General features: G+C 57.9%; 31 protein-coding genes and 1 tRNA gene. 14 read left to right on the top strand and 18 right to left on the bottom strand.

The window, feature by feature from the left end; genetic code table 11:
- The first annotated feature begins 8 nt into the window (after positions 1 to 8).
- Together DS906_RS01210 and DS906_RS01205 are read left to right on the top strand one after the other, a co-directional pair.
- Positions 9 to 788, top strand: coding sequence for a type III pantothenate kinase (locus DS906_RS01210; protein WP_113788445.1), 780 nt, complete (start codon positions 9 to 11; stop codon positions 786 to 788).
- Positions 785 to 2,452: a ribonuclease J gene (locus tag DS906_RS01205; RefSeq protein WP_113788444.1), complete on the top strand. Its 1,668-nt coding sequence runs from the start codon at positions 785 to 787 to the stop codon at positions 2,450 to 2,452. Before DS906_RS01210 ends, DS906_RS01205 begins: the two co-directional genes overlap by 4 nt.
- 22 nt (positions 2,453 to 2,474) lie before the next feature.
- Here DS906_RS01205 and DS906_RS01200 read toward each other — a convergent pair whose 3' ends face one another.
- Positions 2,475 to 3,176: an NUDIX hydrolase gene (locus DS906_RS01200; RefSeq protein WP_113788443.1), complete on the bottom strand. Its 702-nt coding sequence runs from the start codon at positions 3,174 to 3,176 to the stop codon at positions 2,475 to 2,477.
- Between the two features lie 25 nt (positions 3,177 to 3,201).
- The gene (locus DS906_RS01195; protein ID WP_113788484.1) at positions 3,202 to 3,600 is read right to left on the bottom strand and encodes a DUF983 domain-containing protein; all 399 of its coding nucleotides are present in this window, start codon (positions 3,598 to 3,600) and stop codon (positions 3,202 to 3,204) included.
- A 190-nt stretch (positions 3,601 to 3,790) separates the two neighbouring features.
- On the opposite strand from DS906_RS01195, the gene DS906_RS01190 reads away from it, so the two are divergent.
- The 4 genes from DS906_RS01190 to DS906_RS01175 are packed head-to-tail and all read left to right on the top strand — an operon-like array spanning position 3,791 to position 5,695.
- Positions 3,791 to 4,258, top strand: coding sequence for an EF-hand domain-containing protein (locus DS906_RS01190; RefSeq protein WP_113788442.1), 468 nt, complete (start codon positions 3,791 to 3,793; stop codon positions 4,256 to 4,258).
- 6 nt (positions 4,259 to 4,264) lie between these two features.
- Positions 4,265 to 4,879 carry an RNA polymerase sigma factor gene (locus DS906_RS01185; protein WP_113788441.1) on the top strand — a complete coding sequence of 205 codons (615 nt, stop codon included), beginning with the start codon at positions 4,265 to 4,267 and terminating at the stop codon, positions 4,877 to 4,879.
- Positions 4,872 to 5,225 carry a hypothetical protein gene (locus DS906_RS01180; RefSeq protein WP_058274413.1) on the top strand — a complete coding sequence of 118 codons (354 nt, stop codon included), beginning with the start codon at positions 4,872 to 4,874 and terminating at the stop codon, positions 5,223 to 5,225. Before DS906_RS01185 ends, DS906_RS01180 begins: the two co-directional genes overlap by 8 nt.
- Entirely contained in the window at positions 5,222 to 5,695 is a 474-nt protein-coding gene (locus DS906_RS01175; protein ID WP_113788440.1) for a periplasmic heavy metal sensor, read from the top strand. Before DS906_RS01180 ends, DS906_RS01175 begins: the two co-directional genes overlap by 4 nt.
- A 5-nt stretch (positions 5,696 to 5,700) precedes the next feature.
- Here DS906_RS01175 and DS906_RS01170 read toward each other — a convergent pair whose 3' ends face one another.
- Positions 5,701 to 7,089, bottom strand: a complete 1,389-nt coding sequence (locus DS906_RS01170) for a diguanylate cyclase (protein WP_113788483.1) — start codon at positions 7,087 to 7,089, stop codon at positions 5,701 to 5,703.
- 87 nt (positions 7,090 to 7,176) lie between these two features.
- Between DS906_RS01170 and DS906_RS01165 the strand changes: the two genes are divergently transcribed.
- The 5 genes from DS906_RS01165 (at position 7,177) to DS906_RS01145 (ending at position 11,571) form a co-directional block, all read left to right on the top strand.
- Positions 7,177 to 7,458 (top strand): DUF3572 domain-containing protein, encoded by a 282-nt coding sequence (locus tag DS906_RS01165; RefSeq protein ID WP_058279646.1) that lies wholly within the window; start codon positions 7,177 to 7,179, stop codon positions 7,456 to 7,458.
- Between the two features lie 25 nt (positions 7,459 to 7,483).
- Positions 7,484 to 8,176 (top strand): HAD family hydrolase, encoded by a 693-nt coding sequence (locus DS906_RS01160; RefSeq protein WP_113788439.1) that lies wholly within the window; start codon positions 7,484 to 7,486, stop codon positions 8,174 to 8,176.
- 120 nt (positions 8,177 to 8,296) lie between these two features.
- Positions 8,297 to 9,856: a trimethylamine methyltransferase family protein gene (locus DS906_RS01155; RefSeq protein WP_113788438.1), complete on the top strand. Its 1,560-nt coding sequence runs from the start codon at positions 8,297 to 8,299 to the stop codon at positions 9,854 to 9,856.
- A gap of 120 nt (positions 9,857 to 9,976) precedes the next feature.
- A complete protein-coding gene (locus DS906_RS01150; protein ID WP_113788437.1) occupies positions 9,977 to 10,564 on the top strand; it encodes a heme NO-binding domain-containing protein in 588 nt (195 codons plus the stop codon).
- On the top strand, positions 10,561 to 11,571 hold the full coding sequence (locus DS906_RS01145) for a GGDEF domain-containing protein (protein WP_113788436.1): 1,011 nt from the start codon (positions 10,561 to 10,563) through the stop codon (positions 11,569 to 11,571). The genes DS906_RS01150 and DS906_RS01145 overlap by 4 nt, the downstream gene beginning before the upstream one ends.
- A gap of 31 nt (positions 11,572 to 11,602) precedes the next feature.
- Here the strand turns inward: DS906_RS01145 and DS906_RS01140 are convergent, their stop codons facing one another.
- The 8 genes from DS906_RS01140 to DS906_RS01105 form a co-directional block, all read right to left on the bottom strand.
- A complete protein-coding gene (locus tag DS906_RS01140) occupies positions 11,603 to 12,301 on the bottom strand; it encodes a CbiX/SirB N-terminal domain-containing protein (protein ID WP_113788435.1) in 699 nt (232 codons plus the stop codon).
- Between the two features lie 70 nt (positions 12,302 to 12,371).
- Positions 12,372 to 13,304, bottom strand: coding sequence for an AEC family transporter (locus DS906_RS01135; protein WP_113788434.1), 933 nt, complete (start codon positions 13,302 to 13,304; stop codon positions 12,372 to 12,374).
- 63 nt (positions 13,305 to 13,367) lie between these two features.
- The gene (locus tag DS906_RS01130; protein WP_113788433.1) at positions 13,368 to 14,165 is read right to left on the bottom strand and encodes an MBL fold metallo-hydrolase; all 798 of its coding nucleotides are present in this window, start codon (positions 14,163 to 14,165) and stop codon (positions 13,368 to 13,370) included.
- Positions 14,162 to 14,968 (bottom strand): TatD family hydrolase, encoded by an 807-nt coding sequence (locus DS906_RS01125; RefSeq protein WP_113788432.1) that lies wholly within the window; start codon positions 14,966 to 14,968, stop codon positions 14,162 to 14,164. The genes DS906_RS01130 and DS906_RS01125 overlap by 4 nt, the downstream gene beginning before the upstream one ends.
- A complete protein-coding gene (locus tag DS906_RS01120) occupies positions 14,965 to 16,086 on the bottom strand; it encodes a DNA polymerase III subunit delta' (RefSeq protein WP_113788431.1) in 1,122 nt (373 codons plus the stop codon). Before DS906_RS01120 ends, DS906_RS01125 begins: the two co-directional genes overlap by 4 nt.
- 7 nt (positions 16,087 to 16,093) lie before the next feature.
- The gene (gene tmk / locus DS906_RS01115; protein WP_113788430.1) at positions 16,094 to 16,720 is read right to left on the bottom strand and encodes a dTMP kinase; all 627 of its coding nucleotides are present in this window, start codon (positions 16,718 to 16,720) and stop codon (positions 16,094 to 16,096) included.
- A complete protein-coding gene (locus DS906_RS01110) occupies positions 16,717 to 17,883 on the bottom strand; it encodes a D-alanyl-D-alanine carboxypeptidase family protein (protein WP_113788429.1) in 1,167 nt (388 codons plus the stop codon). Before DS906_RS01110 ends, tmk begins: the two co-directional genes overlap by 4 nt.
- 16 nt (positions 17,884 to 17,899) lie before the next feature.
- Positions 17,900 to 19,261, bottom strand: coding sequence for an SPOR domain-containing protein (locus DS906_RS01105; protein WP_113788482.1), 1,362 nt, complete (start codon positions 19,259 to 19,261; stop codon positions 17,900 to 17,902).
- 202 nt (positions 19,262 to 19,463) lie between these two features.
- On the opposite strand from DS906_RS01105, the gene DS906_RS01100 reads away from it, so the two are divergent.
- Positions 19,464 to 19,553: transfer RNA gene (locus tag DS906_RS01100), tRNA-Ser, on the top strand.
- A gap of 81 nt (positions 19,554 to 19,634) precedes the next feature.
- Here the strand turns inward: DS906_RS01100 and DS906_RS01095 are convergent.
- From DS906_RS01095 to DS906_RS01060, 7 genes are all read right to left on the bottom strand, one after another.
- On the bottom strand, positions 19,635 to 20,633 hold the full coding sequence (locus tag DS906_RS01095; RefSeq protein WP_113788428.1) for a tyrosine-type recombinase/integrase: 999 nt from the start codon (positions 20,631 to 20,633) through the stop codon (positions 19,635 to 19,637).
- 222 nt (positions 20,634 to 20,855) lie between these two features.
- Positions 20,856 to 21,122, bottom strand: a complete 267-nt coding sequence (locus DS906_RS01085; protein ID WP_113788426.1) for an HTH domain-containing protein — start codon at positions 21,120 to 21,122, stop codon at positions 20,856 to 20,858.
- A complete protein-coding gene (locus DS906_RS01080; protein ID WP_113788425.1) occupies positions 21,119 to 21,778 on the bottom strand; it encodes a hypothetical protein in 660 nt (219 codons plus the stop codon). Before DS906_RS01080 ends, DS906_RS01085 begins: the two co-directional genes overlap by 4 nt.
- Positions 21,775 to 22,131 (bottom strand): hypothetical protein, encoded by a 357-nt coding sequence (locus tag DS906_RS01075; protein WP_113788424.1) that lies wholly within the window; start codon positions 22,129 to 22,131, stop codon positions 21,775 to 21,777. Before DS906_RS01075 ends, DS906_RS01080 begins: the two co-directional genes overlap by 4 nt.
- A 135-nt stretch (positions 22,132 to 22,266) precedes the next feature.
- Positions 22,267 to 22,734, bottom strand: coding sequence for a hypothetical protein (locus DS906_RS01070; protein ID WP_113788423.1), 468 nt, complete (start codon positions 22,732 to 22,734; stop codon positions 22,267 to 22,269).
- Positions 22,731 to 22,988, bottom strand: coding sequence for a hypothetical protein (locus tag DS906_RS01065; protein ID WP_113788422.1), 258 nt, complete (start codon positions 22,986 to 22,988; stop codon positions 22,731 to 22,733). Before DS906_RS01065 ends, DS906_RS01070 begins: the two co-directional genes overlap by 4 nt.
- A 92-nt stretch (positions 22,989 to 23,080) precedes the next feature.
- A complete protein-coding gene (locus DS906_RS01060) occupies positions 23,081 to 23,272 on the bottom strand; it encodes a hypothetical protein (protein ID WP_113788421.1) in 192 nt (63 codons plus the stop codon).
- Positions 23,273 to 23,410: 138 nt separating this feature from the next.
- Here DS906_RS01060 and DS906_RS01055 point away from each other — a divergent pair, with 138 nt between their 5' ends.
- Together DS906_RS01055 and DS906_RS01050 are read left to right on the top strand one after the other, a co-directional pair.
- The gene (locus DS906_RS01055; protein ID WP_113788420.1) at positions 23,411 to 24,217 is read left to right on the top strand and encodes a DUF6694 family lipoprotein; all 807 of its coding nucleotides are present in this window, start codon (positions 23,411 to 23,413) and stop codon (positions 24,215 to 24,217) included.
- 300 nt (positions 24,218 to 24,517) lie between these two features.
- Positions 24,518 to 25,225 carry an IS6 family transposase gene (locus DS906_RS01050; protein WP_113788419.1) on the top strand — a complete coding sequence of 236 codons (708 nt, stop codon included), beginning with the start codon at positions 24,518 to 24,520 and terminating at the stop codon, positions 25,223 to 25,225.

Below are 25,225 nucleotides of genomic sequence, written 5' to 3'. Positions count from 1 at the left end.
AGGCTCAGATGCTTCTGGCTATCGACTGCGGTAACACGAACACTGTGTTCTCGATCTGGGACGGTGAAAGGTTTCTGTGCACCTTGCGCACCTCGACCCACCATGCGCGCACGGCGGACGCGTATTTCACGTGGTATTCGACACTGGTTAAACACTATGGGATCGAGGCTGAAATCACTGATGTGATCATCGCCTCGACCGTGCCTCGGGTTGTGTTCAACCTGCGGGTCTTTGCGGATCGGTTCTTTGGATGTCGGCCGCTTGTCGTGGGCAAGCCCGATTGTCTGTTGCCGATGAATCCGCGTGTTGACGAGGGTACAGTGCCCGGCCCGGATCGTCTGGCCAACGCGGTGGCTGCGTTTGACCGGCATGGCGGCAATGTGGTTGTCGTGGATTTTGGCACGGCGACGAACTTTGATGTGGTTGCGGCGGATGGGGCCTATGTCGGCGGGATCATTGCGCCGGGCGTGAACCTCAGCCTCGAGGCGTTGCATCAGGGCGCGGCTGCCTTGCCACATATTGATATCACCCGCCCTGATAATGTGATTGGCACGAATACGGTTGGCTGTATCCAATCTGGCGTGTATTGGGGCTATTCCGGATTGATCGAGGGACTGATTTCCCGGATCAAGGCGGAATACGGAATGCCGATGAAAGTCGTTGGAACCGGTGGGCTCGCGCCGCTGTTCGATCAGGCGGACGTGGGGTTTGACGCAATCGAAGATGATCTGACGATGCACGGCCTGACCGTGATACATCGCTATAACAAGGACAATGGCTCGACATGAGCAGCGAAAGATTGATCTACCTACCGCTGGGTGGTGCCGGCGAAATTGGCATGAATGCCTATGTCTACGGCTATGGCAAACCCGGACAGGAACGGCTGATCCTTGTGGATCTGGGCGTGACATTTCCCGACATGGACACCACCCCGGGCGTTGACCTGATCCATGCCGACATCTCGTGGCTGCGCGAACGTGCCGACCAGCTGGAAGCCGTGTTCGTTACCCACGCACACGAGGACCACGTGGGCGCTGTGGCGCATTGTTATAAGGCGCTGGGTGCGCCTGTCTACGCACGGGCCTTCACCGCCAACATCGCGCGCCGCAAGATGGAGGAGCACGGACACCCCGAGGATGCCGTGCATACTGCATCCGCCTGGCCCGAACAGATTTCCGTCGGTCCGTTCAAGGTGGGTTTCCTGCCGGTTTCGCATTCGATCCCCGAAAGCGCTGCTCTGGTGATCGACACGCCCGAGGGGCGGATCGTACATACCGGCGACTTCAAGCTGGATGAAAACCCGATCGTGGGTGAGCCTTTTGACCCCAATCTCTGGGCCGAGGTTGCCAAGTCTGGCGTCAAAGCGCTGGTGTGTGACAGCACGAACGTGTTTTCCCCCCATGCAGGTCGCTCGGAATCCGAGGTAGGTCCCGAGATCACCAAGCTGGTTGAGGAAGCCAGCGGTATGGTTGTCGCCACCACATTTGCGTCGAATGTCGCACGGGTGAAGACGCTGGCCGAAGCAGGTGAACGGGCGGGGCGCTCGGTCGTTCTGCTGGGTCGCGCGATGCGTCGGATGATCGAAGCCGCGACCGAAACGGGCATTCTGACCAGCTTTCCACGCGTCGTCAGCGCCGAAGAGGCTGTCGACATGCCGCGCCAGAACCTGATGCTGATCGTCACCGGCAGCCAGGGTGAACGCCGCGCGGCCAGCGCACAACTTGCGCGAGGCAAATACCGCGGGTTGGAACTGAAAGAGGGCGATCTGTTTCTCTTCTCGTCCAAAACCATCCCCGGCAACGAGCGCGGCGTGATTTTCATCATGAACCAGCTCAGCGAAAAGGGCGTGGATGTGGTCGATGACAGTGCGGGCCTGTATCACGTGTCCGGCCACGCCAACCGTCCGGATCTTGAGAAAGTACATGGGCTGATCGATCCGCAGATGATCATTCCGATGCACGGTGAACATCGCCACCTGCGTGAGCATGCCAAACTGGCCGAAGCTGGTGGGCGTACCGGTATTCTGGCCGTAAACGGCACGATGCTGGATCTGACAGGGAATGCGCCGCGGGTTGTTGACTATGTCGAAACCGGACGGACCTATCTGGACGGCACGGTCAAAGTTGGCGCCCTGGATGGGGTGGTGCGTGACCGGATTCGTATGGCGCTGAACGGGCACGTCACTGTCACGGTCATTCTGGACGAAGAGGACGAACCACTTGGCGAGCCGTGGTGCGATACGATGGGTCTGTCTGAGATTGGATCGTCCCGCGCCGCATTGGTTGAAGTTCTGGAAGAAGACCTGAATCAGTTCCTGATGCGGGCAGACGCCAAAACCCTGCGCGATGATGACAAACTGGAAGAGGCAATTCGCCGGATCGTTCGCCAAACAGCAAAGACCGAGATTGGCAAAAAGCCCGAAGTCACCGCAGTAATCAGCCGAATGAAATAACGTATCTGGGGGCCTCTGGCCCTCAGTCTGCTTCTGGCATGGGATAACCGCGAAGCTTGAGGAAAAGGCTTTCTTCCTCACTGTTCAGAAAGAACGGAACGGTTTCTGGTGGCGTTGGGTCTGTTACCCGAGCAGCGATTTCGGCCAGCACCACTTCGGTAATGAATGGCAGGTCGAATTCGCGTGCCCGGTCCAGCGCCACCCATTGCAGATGCGACAGCTCGTCCGAGGCGTGGCTGAAATCATCCAGATCGCCCTGGATTGCAGTGGCGTCTACCAAGAAAAAGCGTGCATCGAACCGGCGGGGTCGCCCAGGGGGGGTGACGGCACGAAAGACGAACTGAAGTGCTTGTGCCGATGGGCGGCATCCCATCTGCGCAAAAGTTGCCCAATCTTCGGTCAGCGGGCCTGCCCAATCGCCAGGTTGGCCCAAAATCAGTCCGGTTTCTTCCCAAAGTTCTCGGATCGCAGCCGCCGCCAAGGCATTCTGCAGCCCGGTTTGTGACCGTTCCGCTAGGCGATCACAGCACACAGCAGGCAGATCCGTTGACAGTGCAACATCCGCATCAGACGCATCGACAGCGCCGCCTGGGAAGACAAATTTGTTGGGCATGAACGCGGCTTTTGCGCCGCGTTGCCCCATCAGGATGGATGGATTGGTCAGACGATCCCGCAAAACAATGACTGTCGCCGCGTCGCGTATGGCTGTTTTGTCCACCGTCATCCGTTGCTCAACTTGTGGTCCAAGATCACGCGGACTGGCCAAAGCCGTGCATGCGACGTGCCCATTGATAGGCGACAACTGCCCCTTTCAATCGTGGCAGCAGGAATAATGACAGGGCGGTACAGCCAAATGCCAAAACCAGGAACATCGTCAGGGGCTCAGGGCGCCAATGGACATAAGATAAGTGCAGCGCCGGTGCCAGCAGGTGACCCACCAGAAGAATCGTCAGATAGGCCGGCCCGTCATCGGCGCGATGGTGAAACAGCTCTTGTCCGCAATTCGAACATTCGTTGTTAACCTTGAGGTAGCTGTGCAGCAGTTTGCCTTCGCCGCAATTTGGGCAACGGCAACGGAACCCTTTGACCAGTGCTGGCTTTGTCGGGCGGTCTTCTACATCGTGGGTTTCGATCGTCTGATCTGTCATGTTGATACTCGCGCGTTCCAATGATGAGGATATAACGCTTGTTTGCAGCTTCGGGAAAGGGGGTGCGTCGCTTTGCATCGCCATGACGTTTTTAAAAAAGTTTCACTTCCTGCGACGGAATGGGATGCCTGCGCCGTTTGAACCTATGTAAGCAGCGGCAATGGCGCCGCGAAAACAAGGGAAAAACGTTATGAAAAGCGCCAAATTCATTCCGGCAATCATTGTGTCAGCACTGGCAATCACTGGCACATCCGTTTTCGCCGCAGGCGGTAAAGATCGCGAACCGGTGACCTTTCAACAGCTCGATGCTAACGGTGACGGGCAGGTGACCAAGGAAGAAATGCAGGCTCATCGGAATCAGCGTTTCACCAATGCCGACACCGACGGTGACGGCCAGCTGAGCGTCGAAGAGATGCAGGCAGCAGGTCAAAAGAAGGCCAACGACCGTGTTACGAAGATGTTTGAACGCAACGATGCCAACAAGGACGGTCTTCTGAGCGAGGACGAGTTGCCCAAGCCGCGCCGGGCTGACAAGATGTTTGACCGGATCGACGCGAACGAGGACGGCGCCATCTCGGAAGAGGAATTCGCCGATGCAAAAGACAGAATGGGGAAGCGCCACAAGAAACATGGGAATGCGGACTCTGACGACAGCTGATGCGGGATGGAGGATCTGACCTCTGCTCCACAAGACGTTCGCGGCGTGGATTGCGCCGCGGACGAATTGGGCGACGATGTGTTGCTCAGGCAGTTTGCCGATGGCGATGCTGTGGCGGCGCGCGTTCTCACCGATCGGCTTGCACCGCGCAGCTTATCAGTGGCCCTGCGATTTCTGGGCAACCGCGCCGAGGCTGAAGATGTCACGCAAGATGCGATGATGCGCCTGTGGCAGATGGCACCTGATTGGGTGCCCGGTCAGGCCAAAGTATCGACGTGGCTTTATCGAGTGACACTAAATCTGTGCGTTGATCTGCGCCGCAAAAAGACGCCGGACCGACTGGCGGATGTGCCAGAGCCAGCAGATGAAAAGGCCAGTGCAGCCGACCGTCTGCAGGACGCAGCCCGAAAGGATGCGCTGCAAATGGCACTATCACAACTGCCGGAACGTCAGCGACAAGCTGTTGTTTTGCGGCATATTGAGGAATTGCCCAACCCTGAAATCGCTGGGATCATGGGCATTTCGGTGGAAGCGGTGGAAAGCCTTACGGCACGAGGAAAACGGTCGTTAGCGGCGATTCTGGCTGGGCGACGTGATGAATTGGGGTACGACGATGACTGACGACAAAGACAATCTGGATCTGTTGTTCGCCCAAGCCCGGCAGGATCGGCACGAGTTGTCGGATGATCTGGCTGTGCGCATTCTCACCGACGCGGAATCTGTTCGGCTGGGTCGCCTGAAGCCAGATGAGCCAAAGACAAACTCTCTGTGGGCGCGTCTGCTGGCCGGGTTTGGCGGCTGGCAGGGAATGGGCGGTTTGGTTGCGGCCAGTATGGCGGGCGTCTGGATCGGCTTTTCTGCACCGGCGTTTTTGCCTGATCCCGCCAATTACATTTACGCGCAGGATGTTAGTTTCGTGGTCGCTGACCTAAGTCTGGATACGAGTTTTCTGGAGGACGCCGAATGAGCGATAGCCCCAAACCCAAAAACCGCTGGATGTCGGTTCTGTTGGTCATTTCACTGGCACTGAACCTGTTGATTGTTGGTGTCGCCCTGGGAACTGCGCTCCGGGTCAAAGGAGGTGATCACGCGAAGGCTCCGCCCGGGTTCGGCTCGGCACTTTACCGCGCTTTGCCAAAGGAAGAACGCAAAGCGATGCGCGGCGAGCTATTCGACCGTCACAAAAAGGGTGCAAGCAACCGGTCCCAAGATTTTGCGCAACTCAGCACCGCCTTGCGCGCAGACCCCTTTGACGCTGCGGCGGTTCAAGCCCTGCTAGACCAGCAAGCGCAGTCCATGGCGGACCTGCAGAATGCCCTGCAGCAAGAGTGGTTGGCTCGGGTTGAAACCATGAGCGATGAAGATCGTCTGGTCTATGCCGACCGGTTGGAAGAGGTCGTTAAACGCGGCCCGCGTGGTCACAAGAAAAAGGACTGAGGGTTTCAGGTAGCACTCTGCCTGATCCTTACTTGATTGCGACCTGCCTTCTTGGCTGCATAAAGTGCAGTATCGGCGGATTTCAGCAACCGATCCACCGGGTCACCAAGGGGCAGAGGTGGGTTTGGTGCAGTCAGGCCGATGCTGATGGTGACAGGCACAGGGGCTGTGGTATCGGACAGAGAAAACGGTGTCTTGCTGATACAGTCGCGCAGGGTTTTCGCCAGACCCATCGCCCCCGCCTGAGAGCTGTCAGGCAGGCCTATCATAAACTCCTCCCCCCCGATGCGCGCGACAAAACCCGCAGCGCCAACTGTGCGCTTCATGCGCTTTGCGGCCTCGGTCAAAACCTGGTCGCCGCTGACATGCCCAAAACGGTCGTTGATGGTTTTGAAATGATCCAGGTCTGCCAGCATGACGACAAAACCCTGACCGGTTTGCGATGGTTGTCGTGCCATCTGATTCATGGCTTGCATAGCATAACGGCGGTTGTGCAACCCAGTCAGCGGATCGAACCATGACTCGGCAAGCCCGCGCTTTAATGAGGCGCGCATCTGGTCCATTCCGGCCTTTCGCGCGATCTGGTTATCCAGATGCAGTTGAACCTCTTCGACGTGAAATCCCCCCATGCACACGGCGTCAGCGCCACGATCCAGCGCCTCGCTCGCCATTGTCGCATTTTCATCTGCCAAGACAGCGATCAATACGGTATGCCGAGTTGCCCCCCGTGACTTCAGATCCGCCAACGTATTCAGGCCCGCGGCCGTCGTATCTATTTCGATTAGGATCGCGTCTGGCATTGGCCCTGACAGCAAGGCACGCATGTTCGAAGCTGCATGTGTGCTTAGGCTGTGATGCGATCTCTCGGACAACGCGGTTTTCCACAATGTCCCGATCCGGGCGCTCTGGGTCAGTATGACCACATGGGCCGATTTCGGCGGCGTAATCAGCACGGTAGCGGGTTCTGCAAATCCGACTGGATGTGATCCTTCGCCCAATTGAAGCTCTTGCGTATCAGCGCGCGCGCGCAGCAGGCTGCGAATTCGCGCCAGAAGCAGGGTGTCCTTGAACGAGGCCGCCAACACATCGTCCAACCCATCCGACAATGCCTGCAATCTTGCCGCCTTGTCGTTCTGCGGCGCGATTGCAACGACCGGTACATAGGCCAGTTCCGGGTTGGCCATCACCAGTCTTTTGACGTCCGCAGCTGAGCCATCGGGCAGCGTTTGCGCCACCAGCACCAGATCGGGGCGTGTGCGACTTAGCAGCCCGGCCAGCCCCTGCAGCTTTTCAGCCTGAACCACGTGATACCACGCCGCTGTCAGCTGAACTTTTAGCATAATGCGATTGGTCGAAGTCCCGTCGAGGACAAGGATGGTTCCCTGCACGGACATATCTGTCACCGTTGATTGCATGCGTTGCCAAAGTGTTTATGAGTCTGGTTAACAAACCCTTTCCAAGTGCATTTCCGAGGCCTCTTTATGCCGATCACCGCCCAATCTGCTGAAACGCTTGCCCTGAACGTCCTTGGCTGGCTGGTCGGGAATGACGAGTTGCTGCCGATTTTTCTGGGCTCGACGGGCGCATCCACCGAGGATCTGCGGGTTCGCGCATCAGAGTCGGAGTTCCTGAGTTCGGTTCTTGAATTCTTGATGCTTGACGATTCGTGGGTGATCGCCTTTTGTGACGCCAATTCCGTGCCCTATGACTTGCCGGGTCAGGCGCGGGCTGTTTTGTCTGGTGGCGACGTTCACTGGACCTGATTCAATTCACTGACAGGAGCATGTAATGCCCATTGATGCGATCTTGTTCGACAAGGACGGAACATTGTTTGACTTTGCGGACACATGGGGTGGTTTCGGGCGCAGCGTGTTGGAAAAGCTGTCAGATGGCGACCAAAAGCGCGCCGCCGAACTGGGCCAGGCCATCGGGTTTGATCCGGTTTCGGAAGAATATGCCGACGACAGCATCGTGATTGCGGGGACCGTCGAGGAGATCGCTGAGGCCCTTGCACCCTATTTCCCGGATATGCCCAGCGATGAGCTGATTGACATTCTGAATACGGAATCGGCGACGGCGACACAGGCCCCGGCTGTTCCTCTGGTTCCCTTCCTGGATGCTTTGCGGCAGGCGGGCCTAAAACTGGGCGTGGCCACGAACGACGGGGAAATGCCTGCGCTGCAACATCTCGCCTCAGTCGGGATTCGCGACCACTTTGATTTTGTTGCTGGCTACGACAGCGGCCATGGGTTCAAACCGGGACCCGGGCAATTGATTGCCTTTGCAACCCATGTTGGTGTCGACCCGTCGCGTGTGGCGATGGTGGGGGACAGCCTGCATGACCTGCAGGCCGGGCGAGCTGCCGGAATGACCACAATCGGTGTGCTAACGGGGATGGCCCCGGCCGAGGCACTTGCGCCGATGGCGGATGTGGTACTGCCGGACATCGGTCACATTCCCGCCTGGTTGGCAGAAAACTGATCCAGCTTCGGCTGAATTCGACTGTCCAAGTAATAAAACCGACAAACCTTGTCGCAGACAGAGCGGCCACTGGGCCGACTTCCGGGCTTGCTTGATGAAAGCAAGTTCCGGAGGGATCCAATGGCTGACACACAGACTCGCAAACGGCGCGGAGGGGGACGGGCAGGTGCGGCGGCGCGCAGGGGCAGCGCGGTGATCGACCAAATGCCGTGGAACCCGCCGATCAATACCGACAAACCCACCGAACCGCTGGACCAAGCTGGAATCGAAGCGATCCACGAGGGGGCCATGCGCATCCTCGAAGAGATCGGAATCGAGTTCTACAACGAAGAAGCCCTCGGTATCTTGAAAGAGGCCGGCTGTACGATCAATGGCGACAACGTTCGTATGGGTCGTGACTTTGTAATGGAAATGGTGGCCAAAGCGCCGTCAAAGTTCACGATCACTCCGCGAAATCCTGACAAGACGATTGAGGTTGGTGGCAAAACCCTGCTGTTCGGGAACGTGTCCTCTCCGCCGAATTACTGGGATCTTGAGATCGGCACCAAGGTAGCCGGCAATCGCGAGATGTGCCGGAATCTGCTGAAGCTGACTCAGTATTTCAACTGTATCCACTTTGCGGGGGGCTATCCGGTCGAACCGGTCGACATCCACGCCAGCGTCCGACATCTGGACGTGCTCTATGACAAGCTGACGCTGACCGACAAGGCGATGCATGCCTATTCGCTGGGCAAGGAACGCGTCGAGGACGTGATGGAAATGGTGCGGATCGCTGGGGGTCACAGCCATGAAGAGTTCGAAGCGACCCCGCGGATGTATACCAACATCAACTCGACCTCACCGTTGAAACACGATCACCCGATGATTGACGGTTGCCTACGCCTTGCGCGGCGCGGGCAAGCAATTGTCGTGACGCCGTTCACATTGGCCGGTGCGATGGCGCCCGTTACGATGGCCGGTGCGGTTGCGCAATCCTTGGCCGAGGCGCTGTGCGCAATTGCGCTGTTCCAATATGTCCGGCCGGGAATTCCCTGTGTTATCGGGACGTTCACGTCCAACGTTGACATGAAATCTGGCGCACCTGCGTTTGGAACGCCCGAATATATGCGCTCAACCCAGATGACCGGCCAAATGGCAAGATACTATGGTTTGCCGATGCGGTCTTCGGGCGTGTGTGCGGCGAACGTACCGGATGGGCAAGCTGTGTGGGAGACGTCGAACTCACTTTGGGCTGCTGTGCAGTCGGGTACCAACATGGTGTATCACGCGGCCGGATGGCTTGAGGGCGGGCTGATTGCGAGCCCCGAAAAATTCATTATGGATTGTGAAATTCTGCAGCAAATCCAGCGATACATGCAGCCCGAGATCACAGCGACAGGCCCGGACGAAATCGCGCTGGATGCGATCAAGGCCGTTGGGAACGATGGCCATTTCTTTGGTATTCAGCACACCCAGGACCGCTACACGACCGCGTTCTATCAGCCGTTCCTGAGCGATTGGAAAAACTATGAAGGTTGGGACGTGGCTGGTGGCATCTGGACAGCCGAGCGCGCCCACCACATGTTCAAGGAAATCGTAACCAGCTTTGAGCCCCCGCCGATAGATGACGGGATTCGCGAAGAGTTGGAGGATTTTGTTGCCCGCCGAAAGGCCGAAGGTGGCGCGCCGACGGATTTCTAATGTAACAACAATGACTTCCAGATTGAGTCTCTGTCGAATTGCCATCAACGCATCGTGTTTTTTGGCTATTTGTTAAGGATTATCTGAGCAGATTGGGGTGTAACCAATTTGGGGCATCTCATGCATGGTCTGATCAATCGGGCAATACAGTCATTTGTTTGCGCGACTTATGGACAACCCTGCTGGCTGCGCGTGACCGAGGCTGCGGGCCTGGGTTTTGCCGAGTTTGAGGCAATGCTGCTTTATGACGACGCCATGACCGCGAAGGTTTTGGACGCGCTATGTGCTGACCTGAATCGCCCACGGGCCGAGATACTGGAGGATCTCGGAACCTATCTGGTGTCGCACCCCAATATGGAAGATTTGCGCCGACTGCTTCGGTTCGGCGGTGTGACATATGTCGAGTTTCTGCACTCACTGGATGACTTGTCAGATCGCGCCCGACTTGCGGTTTCCGATCTGCGCCTGCCGATTCTGGAACTGCGCGAGGTGTCACCAGCAGAATATCATCTGCACTGCTATCCTGGCCTGCCGGGATATTCCAGCGTGATGGTGGGCGTATTGCGGGCAATAGCGGATGACTATGGTGCATTGGCTATGCTGTCGCATGAAGGGTCGCAGGGCGACGCTGAGGTCATCACGATCGTTCTGATCGAAAGCGCGTTCGCCGAAGGGCGTCATTTCGATCTGGGGGCACGCAAATCATGATGCAAACCTCTGAACTCTCGGCTCTTTTGGACACGCTATGCCCCATGTTCGTGATGGTGGATGATCAGGGCAGGATCGTGAATGCCGGGCCGACGTTACAAAAGCTTCGCCCGGGTCACCCGATGCGGGGGCGAGGCTTTTTGGATGTCTTTGAACTGGTTCGGCCACGAACAGTTACAACGATTGCTGGGCTGCTGTCTCTGGCCGGTGGCAAAGTGCATCTGAAATTTCACGATGAACCCCGGACCGCGCTGACCGGGCTAATCGCGCCCTTGCCAAAGGGGAACGGGGCCATCATCAACCTGTCCTTCGGGATTTCGATACTGGATGCAGTTCGTGACTACGCCCTGACCAGCGCGGATTTCTCTGGCACGGATCTGGCGATTGAACTGCTGTATCTGGTTGAGGCGAAAACAGCCGCGATGGAGGCATCTCGCTCACTGAACCTGCGACTGCAGGGAGCTATGCTGGCCGCTGAAGAACAGGCGGTGACAGACATGTTGACGGGGTTGAAAAACCGCCGCGCGATGGATGTGGTTCTTGGCCACCTGATCTCGGGTAATTCCGTCTTCGCGCTTATGCATTTGGACCTGGATTTCTTCAAAAGTGTCAACGACCGCCTTGGCCATGCGGCGGGGGACTTTGTGTTGCAACAGGCCGCGCGCATTATGGAGGAAGAGACACGAAATGAGGACACGGTCGCCCGGATCGGTGGTGATGAGTTTGTCATCATTTTTAAAGGTCTGGTCGACGAAAGTGTCCTGACTGACATAGCTGGGCGCCTGATCAGCAGGCTATGCCAACCCATGATGTTTCAGGGTGCCCCGTGCAAGATTTCAGCCAGCATCGGAACGGCCTTGTCCACGCAGTTCGGCACGCCGGACGCGGCAGAACTGCTGAATGCAGCCGATCAGGCACTATACGAGGCAAAGCGGCAGGGGCGGTCGCGGCATTGTCTGTACTCGGCACTTGCGGCCTCTGGACTGAAACCGGCTAGTTCGCAATGACTTCTAAATCCGCGCGGGGCGGGTATTTAAGTTAACCCAGCGCAAAAGCCCGTGTCAGAGTCCCCGCAATATGGCGTTTGATCGGGGAAAGTTCTCCGACAACCGGCATCAAGCGGCCTTTGAACCGCGCTCGCTCCAGTTTCTGCGGCACGTCCTCCAAAACATGCCCGCCGGTGCAGGCAAAGAAGGGCAAGCACAGAGATTGATCGCCAGCCCCGGTCGCGGCCTCGGCAATGGATGGGGCCTCTTCCACAAAACCGACGCGGATGGATTGGAAGGTCACGCACGCGGCCAATTCCATAGAAAACTCAATGGCGACAGCTGATGGATTGCGGCTGCGGCCCGATCCGTGAGCCGCCAAAACCAGATCCGTTTTGTCCGCGTCCCACCCCTTGCCCAACAGCGTATCCTGCAACGCGCCCGCAGCCAAAGCGGGGAGTTTAGGGTCAACGCCCAGCGGGTCCAGAATTTGGATATTTCTATCATCCAGACGCTTGGGCAGCGCACTCGTCACGAACCACCCGTTGGCCATGAAAAGGGGATAGATGACAGTGTCGTCGGGCAGTTCATCCAATCGAGCCTCCAGCATTCCTGGTGCTGCAAGAGTAACTGATTGAACGCTGACGCCATCGCAATATGCATCGACCTCTGCCGCATAGGAAGCTAGCGCCGCTTCGGCAGGGGCCGGGTCCGAGGGTTGGCCGTGGGCGACGATCAGGGCGTGCGGCATATAAGAGTATCCTATGGCTCTTCAGTTAGGTGTGTCCGGCTGGTGCAAAGTCAATCCGTGGGACGTCACGCTATCCCAATAATGTCAGCCAAAGCCAGACTGTCAGGATCGAAACGCCGGTTCCGACCAGAACGGACGAGGCCGCGACCCGTTTTGCCCGTCCGTACATATTGGCAAAGATGTAAGCATTGAAGCCGGGTGCCATCGCTGCCGTCAGCACGCCCGAGCGGAACAGGTCCTGCGGCAGACCAACTGTTGAGCCGAATAACCAGACAAGACTGGGATGCAGCATCAGTGATATCGCGCAGACAAAGGCGATGGCGCGCAGGTCACCTTCGGGCTTGTATTTCACAAGCACTCCGCCAAGCGCGAACAGCGCCCCGGGCAGGGCGGCGCGTGTCACAAGGCCCAGAGCTTCGTCCACGACCGCAGGTATGCCAATACCTGACAGGTTCACGGCAAAACCCAGCGCGATGCCAAGGATCAGTGCGTTGCGGAACATGGCCGACAAGATGGATTTGACCATGCGATGCCCACCTTGGCCGCGATTTCGAATAACCTCCATCACCGTGATTCCAACGCCGTAGCAAAAGGGCGAATGGAAGGCGATGATCGCATAGTTGCCGGTCAGGTTTTCGGGGCCATAGGCGCGTTCGGTAATCGGCAGTCCCAAAAGAACAGAGTTCGAGAACAGACAGCAAAACCCGATGGCGACGCAATCTTCCCAATCCCGGCCAAAGATAAACCGCGCACCGAATAGACCAGCAGTGAAACACAGGCCAGCTGCTGAGTAGAAGCTGACCAGAAGCCGGGGATCAAAACTGGCGCTTAGATCCAGATGCGAGATTGCAAGGAATAGAAGGCATGGGATTGCAAAGCCCTGGGTGAACTTCATCAACCCATCGATGTGAATTTCCTTGAAATACCCCAACCGGGTCGAGGCATAACCTGCTCCGATCACGAGGAAAACCGGTAGAATGACGTCGATCAGACTTTGAAGCATGGCACCGCTTTGCAGGCTGGGCCGACACAAGATTGCTGCGTCCCAGATCGGTTGCGTGGGGTCTTAGAGCGCCTGATGGATCACCATTCCGTCATAGGCAGGAGTGATGTAGTCGGCGGTTTCCGCCTCGACCGTGGCATAGTCCAGGTCGATATGCATGTTGGTCAGGACCGCGCGCTTGGGGTTCAGTTGTTCGATCCAGCCCAGCGTCCTTTCCAGATGCGCATGGGTCGGGTGAGGTTTCCGACGCAGCGCGTCGATCACCAGGCAATCCAACCCTTCCATCATCGACCAGGCGTCGTCGTAGATTTCCGCCACGTCCGGCAGGTACGCTAGATTACCCATCCGGAAACCAAGCGAGTCGATCGAGCCGTGATTGACCTTGAATGGATGGAACGGGATCGGGCCGCCGGGGCCGTCCACCTCGAACGGACCGTCGATGGACTTCAGGTCAAGGATCGGCGGGTAGGGTGATCCTTCGGGCTGGACAAAGGCGTAGCCGAACCGTCCCAGCAAGGCGTTCTGCGTGTCGCCATCGGCCCACACGGGCACCCGCTCGCGCATATTGAACACGATCATGCGCAGGTCATCGATACCGTGGACGTGATCGGCGTGCGAATGGGTGTAGATCACCCCATCCAGACGCCCGGTCCCGCTGTCGAGCAATTGGCTGCGCATGTCAGGGGAGGTGTCGATCAGCACCGAAGTTGTACCGTCCGGGCCGTCACGTTCCACCAGCATCGAACAGCGGCGGCGGATATTCTTGGGGTTCTTGGGGTCGCAATCGCCCCAATGCCCGCCCAGCCGGGGGACGCCGCCGGAAGATCCGCAGCCCAGAATCGTGCATCGCAACTCGGTCATGCAGCCGCCTTGTAGGTCGCGGCCTTGGTGAACAACCGGTCAAAATTTGCCTGCGTCTGCGCCGCGAATTCGGCGTAGCCCATCTCAAACACCTCGGCACCTTTGCGGGCGGTGTGGGCGGTGTAGGCGGGCTCGTTCCGCTTGCCGCGATACGGGGGTGGGGCCAGGTATGGCGCGTCGGTTTCAACAAGGATGCGGTCGACCGGGACGCTGGCAAAGATATCGCGTAACTCCTGGCTTTTGGGGAAGGCCGCGATGCCGGACATCGACAAATAGAACCCCTGTTCAAGGGCAGCTTTGGCTAGTTCGGCAGAGGATGAAAAGCAGTGCATCACGCAGGAATAAGGCGCGTTGCGGTGTTCCTCGGCCAGAATGCGCGCCATGTCGTCATCGGCGGCACGGGCGTGAATGATCAAAGGCAGGCCAGTGCGTTGGGCGGCCTCAATATGCACCCGCAAGGATTGCTTCTGCACCGCCGCGCTGTCGGCGGTATAGTGATAATCCAGTCCGGTTTCGCCGATGCCTACAAATTTGGGATGCCGGGACAAGGCGACGAGTTCGTCGACCGATGCCATCGGCTCATCAGCCGCGCTCATCGGGTGGGTGCCGGCAGCGTAGAAGACGGGCGCGTGGGCCTCGGCGATGGCGCGGACGGTTGGTTCATTCCGCAAGCGCGTGCAGATGGTCACCATGCGGGTCACACCGGCTTCGGTTGCGTTGGTGATAATTTGATCCAGCTGACCTTCGAAATCGGGGAAGTCCAGATGGCAATGGCTGTCGGTGATTTCGGGCGTATTGCTCATCTGCTCTGACCGGCGGTTTCCTGTATCTTGAACACCGTATCTAGGACCAGAGCGGCAGGGTCAAGGTTCACCGCCTGCCCATGACGCGCACGTGCGGTGATCACCGCGGCGACCTCCGCCCATTTGCGGGCCTGCTGCGGTGAGGCCGACAGGCGGGCAAGTGTCTCTGCCTCGTTCGGAGCGGCTTCGGGCATCGGGGCCGCGCCGGTTGCACCGGTCAGCGCAAGCCGAGACAGGGCGACATCGATCAACGTCAGTAACAGTTCAAACCGCTCGGCCGCGCCACGTTGGGCAGCAGCCTCGGCCAGAGCCAACGCGCGCTGACGGTCCATTCGGGGCAGGGTGCCCAGAATGCCGATCAGCTCGGCGTAAATCTCAAGCCCGCCCAGATTGATCAGGCGCACCGCATCACCCACGGACCCGGCAGCCAGTGCAGCCAAATGATCCGCCTGTCCCGGCATTTCTGTGCCGGTCTGCATCAGCGCGGCTTCCATATCCTCAGATCCTAGCGGAGACAGGCGCAGCGTCCGGCACCGCGACCGGATTGTCGGCAGTAGACGCGACGGTTGGTGCGAGATCAGCAGCAAGGTGGTGCGGGCCGGGGGCTCCTCAAGCATTTTCAACAGCGCGTTGGCGGCGCTGACATTCATCTCGTCCGCGGCATCCACAATCACAACGCGACGGCCACCGTCAGTCGAGGAAAGGCCGAAGAACTTGCCAAGCTTGCGGATATCATCAACCACAATCTCATTACGCAACCGCCCCTGATCGTTCAGAGATCGGGTGATTGCCGCCAAGCCGGGCTCGGCCCCGGCCTGAATACGGTGCGCGACGGGGTGTTCAGGATCGATCTCAAGGCTATCGGGCGGTGGCGGTGCACCAAATAGCCCGTCATCCTCGGTCGGAGGTGTTGCCAGTAGAAACCGCGCGATCCGCCAGGCCAGCGTCGCCTTGCCGACGCCACGTGGACCGGTAATCAACCAGCCGTGGTGCAGACGTTCCGAGGTATAGGCGCTCAGAAAAGCCTGTTCTGCTGCGTCCTGACCAAACAGGCGCAGTGTCTCGCGCGGGTGTGGGGCACCGGGTGCCTGATCCGGGGTTGGGGCGTCGTCGCTCATCTATCGTCTATCGCAAAGCTTGCAGAACGATATCTGTCACATCCTGTGCAACACTGTCCATGTCCCGGTTGCCATCAACCACGCGGAAACGGTCGGAATACTCATCCGCAAGGGCCAGAAACCCTGCACGCATCTGTTGTTGCAGAGCCAGCCCGAAATCTTCGAACCGTTCTTCTGTTCCCTGTCGCCCCTTGGCGCGGGACAGCCCTGTTTCGGGGTCCATGTCGATCAAAACGGTCATGTCGGGTTCGCGCCCGATCATCAGGTCGTGCAATTGATCGACCAATCCCCGCAGATCGCCGCGCGACAAGCCCTGATACATGCGGGTGCTGTCGGCAAAGCGGTCGCAGATCACGACTTTACCCTCGGCCAGCGCCGGTCTGATCGTGCGTTCCAGATGATCCCGGCGCGCAGCCGTAAACAACAAGATTTCTGTCTCTGCAGACCAGCGATCCGGGTCACCTTCCAAAACGAGGCTTCGGATTTCTTCCGCGCCAGCGGACCCTCCAGGTTCGCGGGTCAGAACCACATCGTGACCGAGGCCGCGCAAATGTTCGGCAAGCATGCGCGCTTGTGATGACTTTCCAGACCCGTCAATGCCCTCGAAGGTCAGAAACAACCCTGCCTTCGTCACATCGCCTCCAGCGGATTGCCGATCACGTCTTCCAGAACAATACCGCCAACGGTTTTCATGCGCACGACGAAGCCACCAACAGGCACGTCTTTGGCCGCGAACAGTGGGCGGCGGATTTCCGGCAACCCTTCGGGGGTGATCACCAGCTCAGCCAGTTTTTGCCCCTTTTCCACAGGCGCGTTGATTGGGCCTTCGTAGACGACCTCAGCTTTGACATCCTTGTCATTGAGAACTGGGAACAACAAGGTCAGATCCCCTTCGGGCACCAGCCCAACAGTTTTTTCGGCGCCCATCCAAATCTGGGCTTCGGCTATCGGCGTTTCGGCGTCGGCAATTGTCCTCTCGACAAAATTGCGAAACGACCAGTTAACCACGGCCTCAGCCTCCTCTGCGCGACGGGCGGTGCTATCGAGGCCAGTCAGGACAAAGACAACCCGACGGTCGCCTTGCTTGGCCGAGCCGACAAGGCCGTAACCCGCCTCTTGCGTATGCCCGGTTTTCAGGCCGTCGGCCCCGATACCCAGTTTCAGCAGCGGATTGCGGTTGCGTTTGTTCGACGGCGCACGGCCATCAAACTCAAACTCTTCTTCTGCGAACAAAGGGTAGTATTCGGGAAAGTCGCTGATCAGGCGGTTGGCCAATACGGCAAGGTCATGGACCGACATCATGTGGCCCGCCGCCGGCCAGCCGTTCGAGTTGGCGAAGTTCGAGTTGTCCATGCCCATCTGCTTGGCGCGCTGTGTCATGTAGCGGGCAAACCCGGCCTCGGTCCCGTCGGGGCTGAGCGCCTCGGCAATCACCACGCATGCGTCGTTGCCCGACAATACGATGATGCCACGCAGCAGATCCTCGACCCGAACACGATCCTGCGTGTTCAGGAACATGGTCGAGCCACCATAGCTCATGGCGTGTTCTGACACGGGCAGGGTTTCACCCAGGGTCAGGCGGCCATCGCGCAACGCCTCAAACGCGACATAGAGCGTCATCAGTTTGGACATCGACGCAGGCGGCAGCGGCTGGTCTGCTTCTTTCGACAGAAGAACCGTTCCGGTCGTCTGATCTATCACATAGGCCGCTCGGGCGGTTGTGTCGAAAGCGTGCGCGGGCAGGGCAAACAGCGCCAGCCCGAGGGTCAAAACAGATGATCGCAGTGAGGACAGCATGGGGGCCTCCTTTGTTTCAGTTTTTGACGGTGAACGCGTCGTTAAAGCCCAGGTCTTTGACGTCGCGCTGCATGGCATTGCGTTCCGAGCGCGACGTGGCTGGGCCGACCAGGACCCTCCAGACCGTTTTGCCGTCCGAGCTTAGTTCTCGCACCTCGGCAGGCATTCCGTTGCGGCGGATCTTGTTGGCAGCGCTATTGGCGTTGGTTTCAACCCCGAAAGTGCCGACCTGGACGAACGGTTTTGACAAGGACGATACCGAAGCCGCCGTGGCTGCCGATGCGTCGGCGGTTGTGGCAGAGGGGGTGCTGGCCGGTGTGGGTTCTGCCGCGTCAATCGCCGCAGCCGCGCCCGCGATCGGGTCCAGCGGCGTTTCGGTGATTTCATCGGGCTTTTTCTTTTGCCACCATTTACGCTTGGCTGGTTGTTCAGTCGGGGGGGTAACCTCAGGGTCCACCAGTGAAGCCGATGATGCTGCTTCTGCCGTCGTTTCGACTACCTCAGTCGCTGTGTCGGTCGCAGTATCGGTCGCGCCATCAGCGGCCACGGCCGCTGCAGTCGCGGTACCGGCCGCCGTGGCGGGTTCTTTGCGCTGCCACCATTTTAGCTTGGCCGGTTTTTCAGTCTCTGTGACGGTTTCGATCGTCTCGGTGGCTGTTTCCTCCGCTGTGTCGGTTGCCGTGTCGGTCACGGCATCTGCGGCTACAGCAGCCGCAGTCGCGGCACCGGCCGCCGCAGCAGGTTTTTTGCGTTGCCACCATTTGAGCTTGGCTGGCTGTTCAGCATCTGCGGCCTCATTTTCGGCGATGTCGGTCTTGGACTCATCCGCTGCTGCGGTTTGCGTTTCTTCGACAGGGGTCTCTTCGGCTGCGGGCTTTTCTTCAACCGGCTCAGGTTTCGGCTCGGGCGCTTTGCGACGCAGGGCGACGACATCAACATTTGTAGGTGCACCAGCCAGAATACCAAGCTTTTCGGCCGCAGCAGAGGAAAGCTGCAGTTCGGGGCCCGGTAGGTTTCTTTCGCGATGGAACAACGCGGCGGTGATCGTTTTGTTGTTCTTGGGGTTTTTGACGCGTACACGCTCGGGTTGTGTCACATCCGGATGGGCAACCCATATGCCGCCCAATGACGGACGGCCGTCCCATAGTCCGGGCTCAGACAATTGAAACACCTCGGGTGCTTCGACATCATCTTTCGGGCTACCGGCGGGTACGGGGAAAAGGTCCGTCCGACCGTCTGATGCGGTTTCAGAGCTTTGGGCATCTGCCGAGACATCGTCGGGGGAAAGCACCTCATCGCAACCAGCCAAAACCACGGACATAACGGCCAAAGCCGCTAACGCTCGCGGATGTGCGCGTGTCTCTGTCGCTCGCTTCATCTTGTCATCCCTTGCCTGATTGGGCCTCGTTTCCCGAGACCCGCCGCCGATTGCTGGTTCTGTAATGCCAGCCTGCTTCGGTCTTTCCTGCGGATCATAACGCGGCCAAAGTGTCATGGAAAGACCGCAGCAGGCGCTTCGGCAAGAATTCCCTATTTGGTCTTGCCACCGGTTCGCGATGGCCTTAGACCCGGCCCCACGCGGGGAGGTGGCAGAGTGGTCGAATGCGGCGGTCTTGAAAACCGTTGAACGTGAGAGCGTTCCCAGGGTTCGAATCCCTGTCTCCCCGCCATAAAAATATGGCGAATTCGACCACCAACCGAACACGCTCCGAAACCGCCGATTTTGTGGTTTCCCAAAAAGTTTCCCACGTTCATGTTCGGTTCTTGTTCTGGTCCCGCTTGGTCTGAGCCTGCTTTGCGAGTCGCTTTTGACTGGCGCCCTTCGAGTATTTTTGAACCATGGACAGGCTTTTGTGTCCGGTGATCGCGGCGATCTGCTGGTCAGTGCATCCCGCCTCCGCCAGTTCGCTCGCTGCGCTGTATCGCAGGCCGTGCAAGCTGTAAGCGTCGAGGCCCAGCTTCTTGCGTTCTGCGATCGTTGCCTTCTGGATTTGGTCGTAGTTCAGTTGCCGACCGTGTTCGTCACACATGATGTAGCGCAGACTACATCGTGGCGTTGCTGCCAACACGTCCCGAAGTCGATTGGTGAAGGGAATCCATGGACGGGCCTCTGTTTTTCCCTGAGTGACCCAAATGCCGTCATCCTCGATGTGATCCCATTCCATGAGCGTTAGATCCGTCGCGCGCTGGCCTGTACCAATGGCCAATTCGAAGACCAGCAACGGCAGGCCCGAAACCTTACTGCGATACATGTCCACCGCAGATGTTGGCCAAGGTTTGTGACCATCACCCGTTTTCAGCTTCTCAATACCCTTGGCTGGATTGTCCCGCTGCCAGTCCAGGTCGATCGCGTGTTCGAACAGGATTGAAAGCATGTGGGGGATGTAGTTAGCAAACCGGGCGCGATGGCGGTTTGCCATTTGGGCCTCGATTATGGTTGAGCGGCGCATTTTCGTCGGATCTTTCTTGCCGACTGTATCGGACAAGTACTCCAACACTTTCGAATAGTCCGACTTGGTACGCGGTGCGAGTTTCTGCCACTTGGGGCTTTGCTTGTAACTGGCAATCAGCTTTTCAAAAGTCAGTCGGTTGGAGATCGCTCCGTCGCCTCGCATGAGCCGCCAATACTCTCGATCGTATTCTTCGCTTTGAGGATCGTCAGGCAAACGCACATAGCGGCTATCTTTGCGAAAATACTGATACGTCCGGCCTTTGATAATCTTGGTCGTGGTAAACTTTTTCTTCACCATTTTACGTCCTCGTACCCGTCAATCATTTGGCCTCTTAGTATCGCCCTAAGCTCATCCGCATCCCAGCGTTCAAGAGGTCCAATCTTTCGGGGTCTGGGCAAAATACCATTGGACACAAGATCCCGAAAGCTACCGACAGGCATGTCGAGTAGTTTGGCGGCATTCCGTTCACTAACGGCTATCGGTGTTATGCTGCTCATCGCGATCTCGGTTCTTGTTCAGTTAAGCTGAAATCTTGCGTTTCGGGCCCGGTGATTTCGCGCCAGTCAGGTTCATTTTTAGCTTGGCGGCGTCCTTGTAGACGATGCTGTCGGAACACCCGAGGCGCTGGGCGATCTCAGGCGCGGTCAGTTGCATGTTGATCAGTTTCGCAACTTTCTTACGGCGCAGATCCAGTTCGTTCAGGCGGGTTTCGGGTTCGTCCTTGTCAGCGCGCGGCGCGCATCGGATAAGGTGTTCACCGCGCGAGTCATGCTCGTTCGGTGTCATGCTGCAATCGCCTCCGTTGCATGGCTACCCCACTGGCAAGCCATGGCGGCAGCTAAACCGGGGAAGAATTTTGATCGGGTTTTCCACCGATTGGGGCCGGGGCTGGCTTTAAATACACTGTCGCGGGCAGTAGTGCCGTCTAGTGTGCCTGTAGGTGTCAGGGTCGGCAGGCCGCGAAGCCAAAAGCATGTGCGCTTTTTCTCGTTATCCGGGCCATCTTCATCGCGCCCGAATTGCCAGGGCTGCACACTCTGCGCAAATGGTTGGTAGTTTTCGATCCGCTCCTTGGCGTGGCGGTGCATGACGAGATTTTCGATAGCCACGCGCGGGACAGGGGCGTTCCAGCACGCCGAGAACAGTTCAGCGCCATTATCCAGTTCCGACCACATGTCATTCAGCGTCCGGCCTTCTGGCGGTTTGCTCAGCCAGCGCACGCCGCTGTTGCAAAGCCGAGTGCATGGCGGGTGCATTACTGCCAGCAAGTCCCAACTCATATCCAGCACATCGCGAACGTCGCACTGCATGTGTCGGTTCGATCGGTCATCTGCGGGGAGTAGATCGCATGACCAAGCATCGTGGCCTTGATCTAGGAACGCCCGACGGACAATTCCCGAGGTTTCACATCCAACCAGGACCTTTAATGGCCTGCTGCTCATTGTGTCACCTCTGCATAGGCCTTGCCCAAACCGATGTTGTTGGCGAAGTTGCACAGCAGAGCGCGCAGTTTTGTTTTATGCTCGGCACCATCCTCAGATTTTTCGGCCTCTTTTGCGACCTGAATCCGGCGCAAGATGTTCCCGGCATCGCGGACAACGGTTTTTGGATACCCCTTGTCCCATGCGTCCCATGCGATCGCGTCCTGCATTGCGCTGGGCTTGCCAAGCCCAACTTCGTGGTGGTCCGCGTATGCCTTGCCAAAGCGCATCAGCTCGGCCTCGGTGGCCTTCCATGCTTTGACTTTCACGGCGAGATCTTCCGGGGTTTCAACCAGATGGCTAGAAACACTCATTCTAAATCACTCCTTAAAGGCGGGTAGACGGTGACGAAACCGTCGTCTTCGATCTGATGCGCCGGGCGGTCTGCGTTGTCCCTGTCGCGCTCGGGATGGTCTTGAGCGGACAGGGGCCGGTCGCCGTGAGTGGCGTCAGGGGATTGCATGGCCGATGGCCTCGTATTGATCGGGGTTCAGGCGCACTTGTTCGGCGTTCCGGTCTTCGACCTCGATAATGCCGGTGCCGAACTGACGGCCGCGCACAATGCCCGTTTCGGGGTGGTGGGTAGCGGAACGCTGGAACCTCACCTCGTCGCCCAGCTTTGGCGTTCCCGTGGGCGGTGTGGTCGCTTCCTCGGCCTCGTTTGCCATCAGGATGTTGTACGCGGCCTTTAGCCAGTTCTGGGGCAGTTCCTCGACGTCCTCAGCCATCGCATAGACGCCGAACAGTTCGATCGACTTGATAAGCGGTTCATAGTCGCCGTTTGCGCTGGGCAGGTCCCAACGACCGCCGTTGTGCATAGCCAGGTACTTGAGGACCGGCAGCTTGCGCGCGGGTGCGGTCAATTCCAGTTGCTCGACCGCGACGACGATGCGCTTGATATCCAGACGCCCGCTCATGCCGCCGCCCGCTGATCTTGAGCCGCGTCAATCCAATTGGTGATCATGTCGGCCTCATCAGTACCCGTGGCACGAATGCCGTGCAGATCCAGAACGCAAATGAATTGACGCCCAGGCATAGCCTCGTTTGGGATCATATAAACGCCGCTGGATTCCAGAACCTCGTTCACGATCCGGTCACGGCGACCCATGTAGGGCAGGTTATCCAGATCCGTCAGCAGGCGCGCGAGCTTATCGTTGATCAAATCATTCATCGTTAGACCTTTGGGGAAAGGGGCCGGGGCATTGGGAGGAGAGCCCCGGCCAGTTGTCCGCACGCCCCGGGAGGGAAGGCGGCACGAGGTAGTCAGGCTATGTCGGGGCAGATCAGGGGCTCGGGGCCGTCATAGCCGCGCTGGGCGGCATGCTTGCGGGCCCGGTCGTGGACGCGTTGCTCGCGCGCGGCCCGCTCGATCGTAGAGCGGTCAATACGGTCGACCTGAACGCCCAAACGCTCAAGGCGCTGGTCACGTAGGTCGAGCAAGCTCTTTCTACACATGGAAGTTCTTTGCCCTAATCCAGCCTTATTCAGCTCTTACAGGTCGAGATCCGAGTCGCGCTTTCCGCCATTCCAACCGCCGAAGCACAACTCTAAGTGGTCACCCATTTTGAGAGATATGATCAGCCGGAGATTCTAATGAAATTTGTTGCACTCACGCTTGTTGCATCTTTGACCCTCGTCAGCCCCGCCATCGCTTGGCCTTGGGGTAACGATAACGAGCTAGATTTTTCCTCGGTTGAAACGATGCAGAAATCACTCGAAGAAGTGACTGAGAGCATGCCGCCCGACGACAAGAAGGCATTTGGGCAAGCGCTGATTGCGATACTAATGGAGAACAATCCAGTTACGAGTGCAGCCGAACCCGGCCTGCCTCAACTCATGGCGATGGGACAGCTTGGCGACAAATTCTACGATGGCATGGGCGTCTGGATGTCCGGAGTTACGGCCAACGACGTGAAAGTGAAAGGCGCTGAAATTGCTACGCGAAAAGCAGATCAGGCGGGCGCTGCTGCGGAAGCCGAAGCTGAGGAACAAAAGAGTGCAGAGGCGCTTTTTGCCCAACAGAAGTGTTTGGATGAGCGGATTGTTATTTCGAACATTCGTGTAGAAGAAGGCGACTTCTCCAAAAATTTAGCCTTCGATATAACAAACAACCTGCCATTTGCAATCAGCGGGGTTCAGTTCGAATACGTTGTGAAGCAAGAAGGCAGGTCAGTGCCAATTAACAAAGATGGTAGCTCCTTTTCTGTTTCTGGCGGCGTCGAACCGAAGGAGACCAAGTCCCTAACCTACTACTATCACGGTCCTATGGGAGATGCCGGAAAGACGTTTGTAGAAACCAAAATGATAAACGCCTTCGACGCAGTCGAACTTCCGTTGTTGAATACAAAGACCCGCTATATTGGTAGACCAGAGGGATTTTCCGATCAGAAGTGCGAGTGATCGCACCGACAGCGCTCAAATTATTCACTCTGCCATTCACGCCCGTAGCGACACAACGTTCTCGCCTGCAGCGATCCGGCCTTTTTGCAGGATTCATTCACCCAAGGTCTCAATGACGGGGTGAAGGAACGTCAGGTCGGATAGGTCGGTTTAATTTCGCGCCGTCACGTCGTTCGCATCGGGCTGGTGGCCGACCAGCAGTTTGATGCGAAACCTCTCAATATCAAACTCCCGCTGCGCGACGGTCTTGTCAGAAGAACTTGGGTTGAGACGGGCTGGGGGCTTTCGTAGCTTTTGCCCATGACCAGACCTGCCTCTTTTAAGTACTTCAAAACCAGTCCCGAGATCATCCGTCTAGCGGTGATGCTGTACATCCGATTCCCGCTCTCGCTTCGGAATGTTGAAGATCTGCTGCACGAGCGAGGCATCGACGTGAGCCACGAAACTGTCCGTTATTGGTGGAACAGGTTTGGCCCGATATTTGCTGCTGAGATCAGACGAAAGCGCGTTCAGCAGCTGCGTGCGTTCTCTAAATGGAAGTGGCACGTGGACGAGGTTTTTGTGAAGGTGAATGGCAAGCGGCATTATCTTTGGCGGGCTGTGGATCATGAAGGCGAGGTGCTAGAAGCCGTTGTCACCAAACGCCGAAACAAAGCTGCAGCACTGAAATTCCTTAAGAAATTGATGAAGCGACCCGGCACGGCGGTCGAGATCGTGACCGACCGTTTTGCATCCTACAAGGCGGCACTCAAAGAAATGGGAGCGCTAGAAAAACAACAGACGGGAAGGTGGCTCAACAATCGAGTTGAGAACTCCCACCTCCCATTCCGACGACGAGAACGCGCGATGCAGCGGTTCAGGCGGATGCGAAGTCTGCAGAAGTTCGCCGCTGTTCATTCTTCCGTCCACAACCACTTCAATCAGGAGCGATCTCTCACCAGCCGAGACACCTTCAAGCTGACACGCACCGCCGCTCTTGCCGAGTGGCGCGAACTTGGTGCGGCTTAA

Origin of the sequence: Ruegeria sp. A3M17 (assembly GCF_003318255.1) — a bacterium.
GTDB lineage: Bacteria > Pseudomonadota > Alphaproteobacteria > Rhodobacterales > Rhodobacteraceae > Ruegeria.
This window is presented reverse-complemented; position numbering and strand designations above follow the sequence as displayed.

Excerpts from the sequence above, each read along its gene's own strand:
- DS906_RS01075 (WP_113788424.1), bottom strand. The coding sequence starts at position 22,131 with ATGAGTGTTTCTAGCCATCTGGTTGAAACCCCGGAAGATCTCGCCGTG.
- DS906_RS01190 (WP_113788442.1), top strand. The coding sequence starts at position 3,791 with ATGAAAAGCGCCAAATTCATTCCGGCAATCATTGTGTCAGCACTGGCA.
- DS906_RS01120 (WP_113788431.1), bottom strand. The coding sequence starts at position 16,086 with ATGAGCGACGACGCCCCAACCCCGGATCAGGCACCCGGTGCCCCACAC.
- DS906_RS01175 (WP_113788440.1), top strand. The coding sequence starts at position 5,222 with ATGAGCGATAGCCCCAAACCCAAAAACCGCTGGATGTCGGTTCTGTTG.
- DS906_RS01105 (WP_113788482.1), bottom strand. The coding sequence starts at position 19,261 with ATGAAGCGAGCGACAGAGACACGCGCACATCCGCGAGCGTTAGCGGCT.
- DS906_RS01195 (WP_113788484.1), bottom strand. The coding sequence starts at position 3,600 with ATGACAGATCAGACGATCGAAACCCACGATGTAGAAGACCGCCCGACA.
- DS906_RS01110 (WP_113788429.1), bottom strand. The coding sequence starts at position 17,883 with ATGCTGTCCTCACTGCGATCATCTGTTTTGACCCTCGGGCTGGCGCTG.
- DS906_RS01130 (WP_113788433.1), bottom strand. The coding sequence starts at position 14,165 with ATGACCGAGTTGCGATGCACGATTCTGGGCTGCGGATCTTCCGGCGGC.
- DS906_RS01070 (WP_113788423.1), bottom strand. The coding sequence starts at position 22,734 with ATGAGCGGGCGTCTGGATATCAAGCGCATCGTCGTCGCGGTCGAGCAA.
- DS906_RS01135 (WP_113788434.1), bottom strand. The coding sequence starts at position 13,304 with ATGCTTCAAAGTCTGATCGACGTCATTCTACCGGTTTTCCTCGTGATC.
- DS906_RS01140 (WP_113788435.1), bottom strand. The coding sequence starts at position 12,301 with ATGCCGCACGCCCTGATCGTCGCCCACGGCCAACCCTCGGACCCGGCC.
- DS906_RS01185 (WP_113788441.1), top strand. The coding sequence starts at position 4,265 with ATGGAGGATCTGACCTCTGCTCCACAAGACGTTCGCGGCGTGGATTGC.
- DS906_RS01210 (WP_113788445.1), top strand. The coding sequence starts at position 9 with ATGCTTCTGGCTATCGACTGCGGTAACACGAACACTGTGTTCTCGATC.
- DS906_RS01160 (WP_113788439.1), top strand. The coding sequence starts at position 7,484 with ATGCCCATTGATGCGATCTTGTTCGACAAGGACGGAACATTGTTTGAC.
- DS906_RS01170 (WP_113788483.1), bottom strand. The coding sequence starts at position 7,089 with ATGTCCGTGCAGGGAACCATCCTTGTCCTCGACGGGACTTCGACCAAT.
- DS906_RS01085 (WP_113788426.1), bottom strand. The coding sequence starts at position 21,122 with ATGACACCGAACGAGCATGACTCGCGCGGTGAACACCTTATCCGATGC.
- DS906_RS01200 (WP_113788443.1), bottom strand. The coding sequence starts at position 3,176 with ATGACGGTGGACAAAACAGCCATACGCGACGCGGCGACAGTCATTGTT.
- DS906_RS01125 (WP_113788432.1), bottom strand. The coding sequence starts at position 14,968 with ATGAGCAATACGCCCGAAATCACCGACAGCCATTGCCATCTGGACTTC.
- DS906_RS01165 (WP_058279646.1), top strand. The coding sequence starts at position 7,177 with ATGCCGATCACCGCCCAATCTGCTGAAACGCTTGCCCTGAACGTCCTT.
- DS906_RS01050 (WP_113788419.1), top strand. The coding sequence starts at position 24,518 with ATGACCAGACCTGCCTCTTTTAAGTACTTCAAAACCAGTCCCGAGATC.
- DS906_RS01080 (WP_113788425.1), bottom strand. The coding sequence starts at position 21,778 with ATGAGCAGCAGGCCATTAAAGGTCCTGGTTGGATGTGAAACCTCGGGA.
- DS906_RS01055 (WP_113788420.1), top strand. The coding sequence starts at position 23,411 with ATGAAATTTGTTGCACTCACGCTTGTTGCATCTTTGACCCTCGTCAGC.
- DS906_RS01095 (WP_113788428.1), bottom strand. The coding sequence starts at position 20,633 with ATGGTGAAGAAAAAGTTTACCACGACCAAGATTATCAAAGGCCGGACG.
- DS906_RS01065 (WP_113788422.1), bottom strand. The coding sequence starts at position 22,988 with ATGAATGATTTGATCAACGATAAGCTCGCGCGCCTGCTGACGGATCTG.
- DS906_RS01060 (WP_113788421.1), bottom strand. The coding sequence starts at position 23,272 with ATGTGTAGAAAGAGCTTGCTCGACCTACGTGACCAGCGCCTTGAGCGT.
- DS906_RS01150 (WP_113788437.1), top strand. The coding sequence starts at position 9,977 with ATGCATGGTCTGATCAATCGGGCAATACAGTCATTTGTTTGCGCGACT.
- DS906_RS01180 (WP_058274413.1), top strand. The coding sequence starts at position 4,872 with ATGACTGACGACAAAGACAATCTGGATCTGTTGTTCGCCCAAGCCCGG.
- DS906_RS01205 (WP_113788444.1), top strand. The coding sequence starts at position 785 with ATGAGCAGCGAAAGATTGATCTACCTACCGCTGGGTGGTGCCGGCGAA.
- DS906_RS01145 (WP_113788436.1), top strand. The coding sequence starts at position 10,561 with ATGATGCAAACCTCTGAACTCTCGGCTCTTTTGGACACGCTATGCCCC.
- DS906_RS01155 (WP_113788438.1), top strand. The coding sequence starts at position 8,297 with ATGGCTGACACACAGACTCGCAAACGGCGCGGAGGGGGACGGGCAGGT.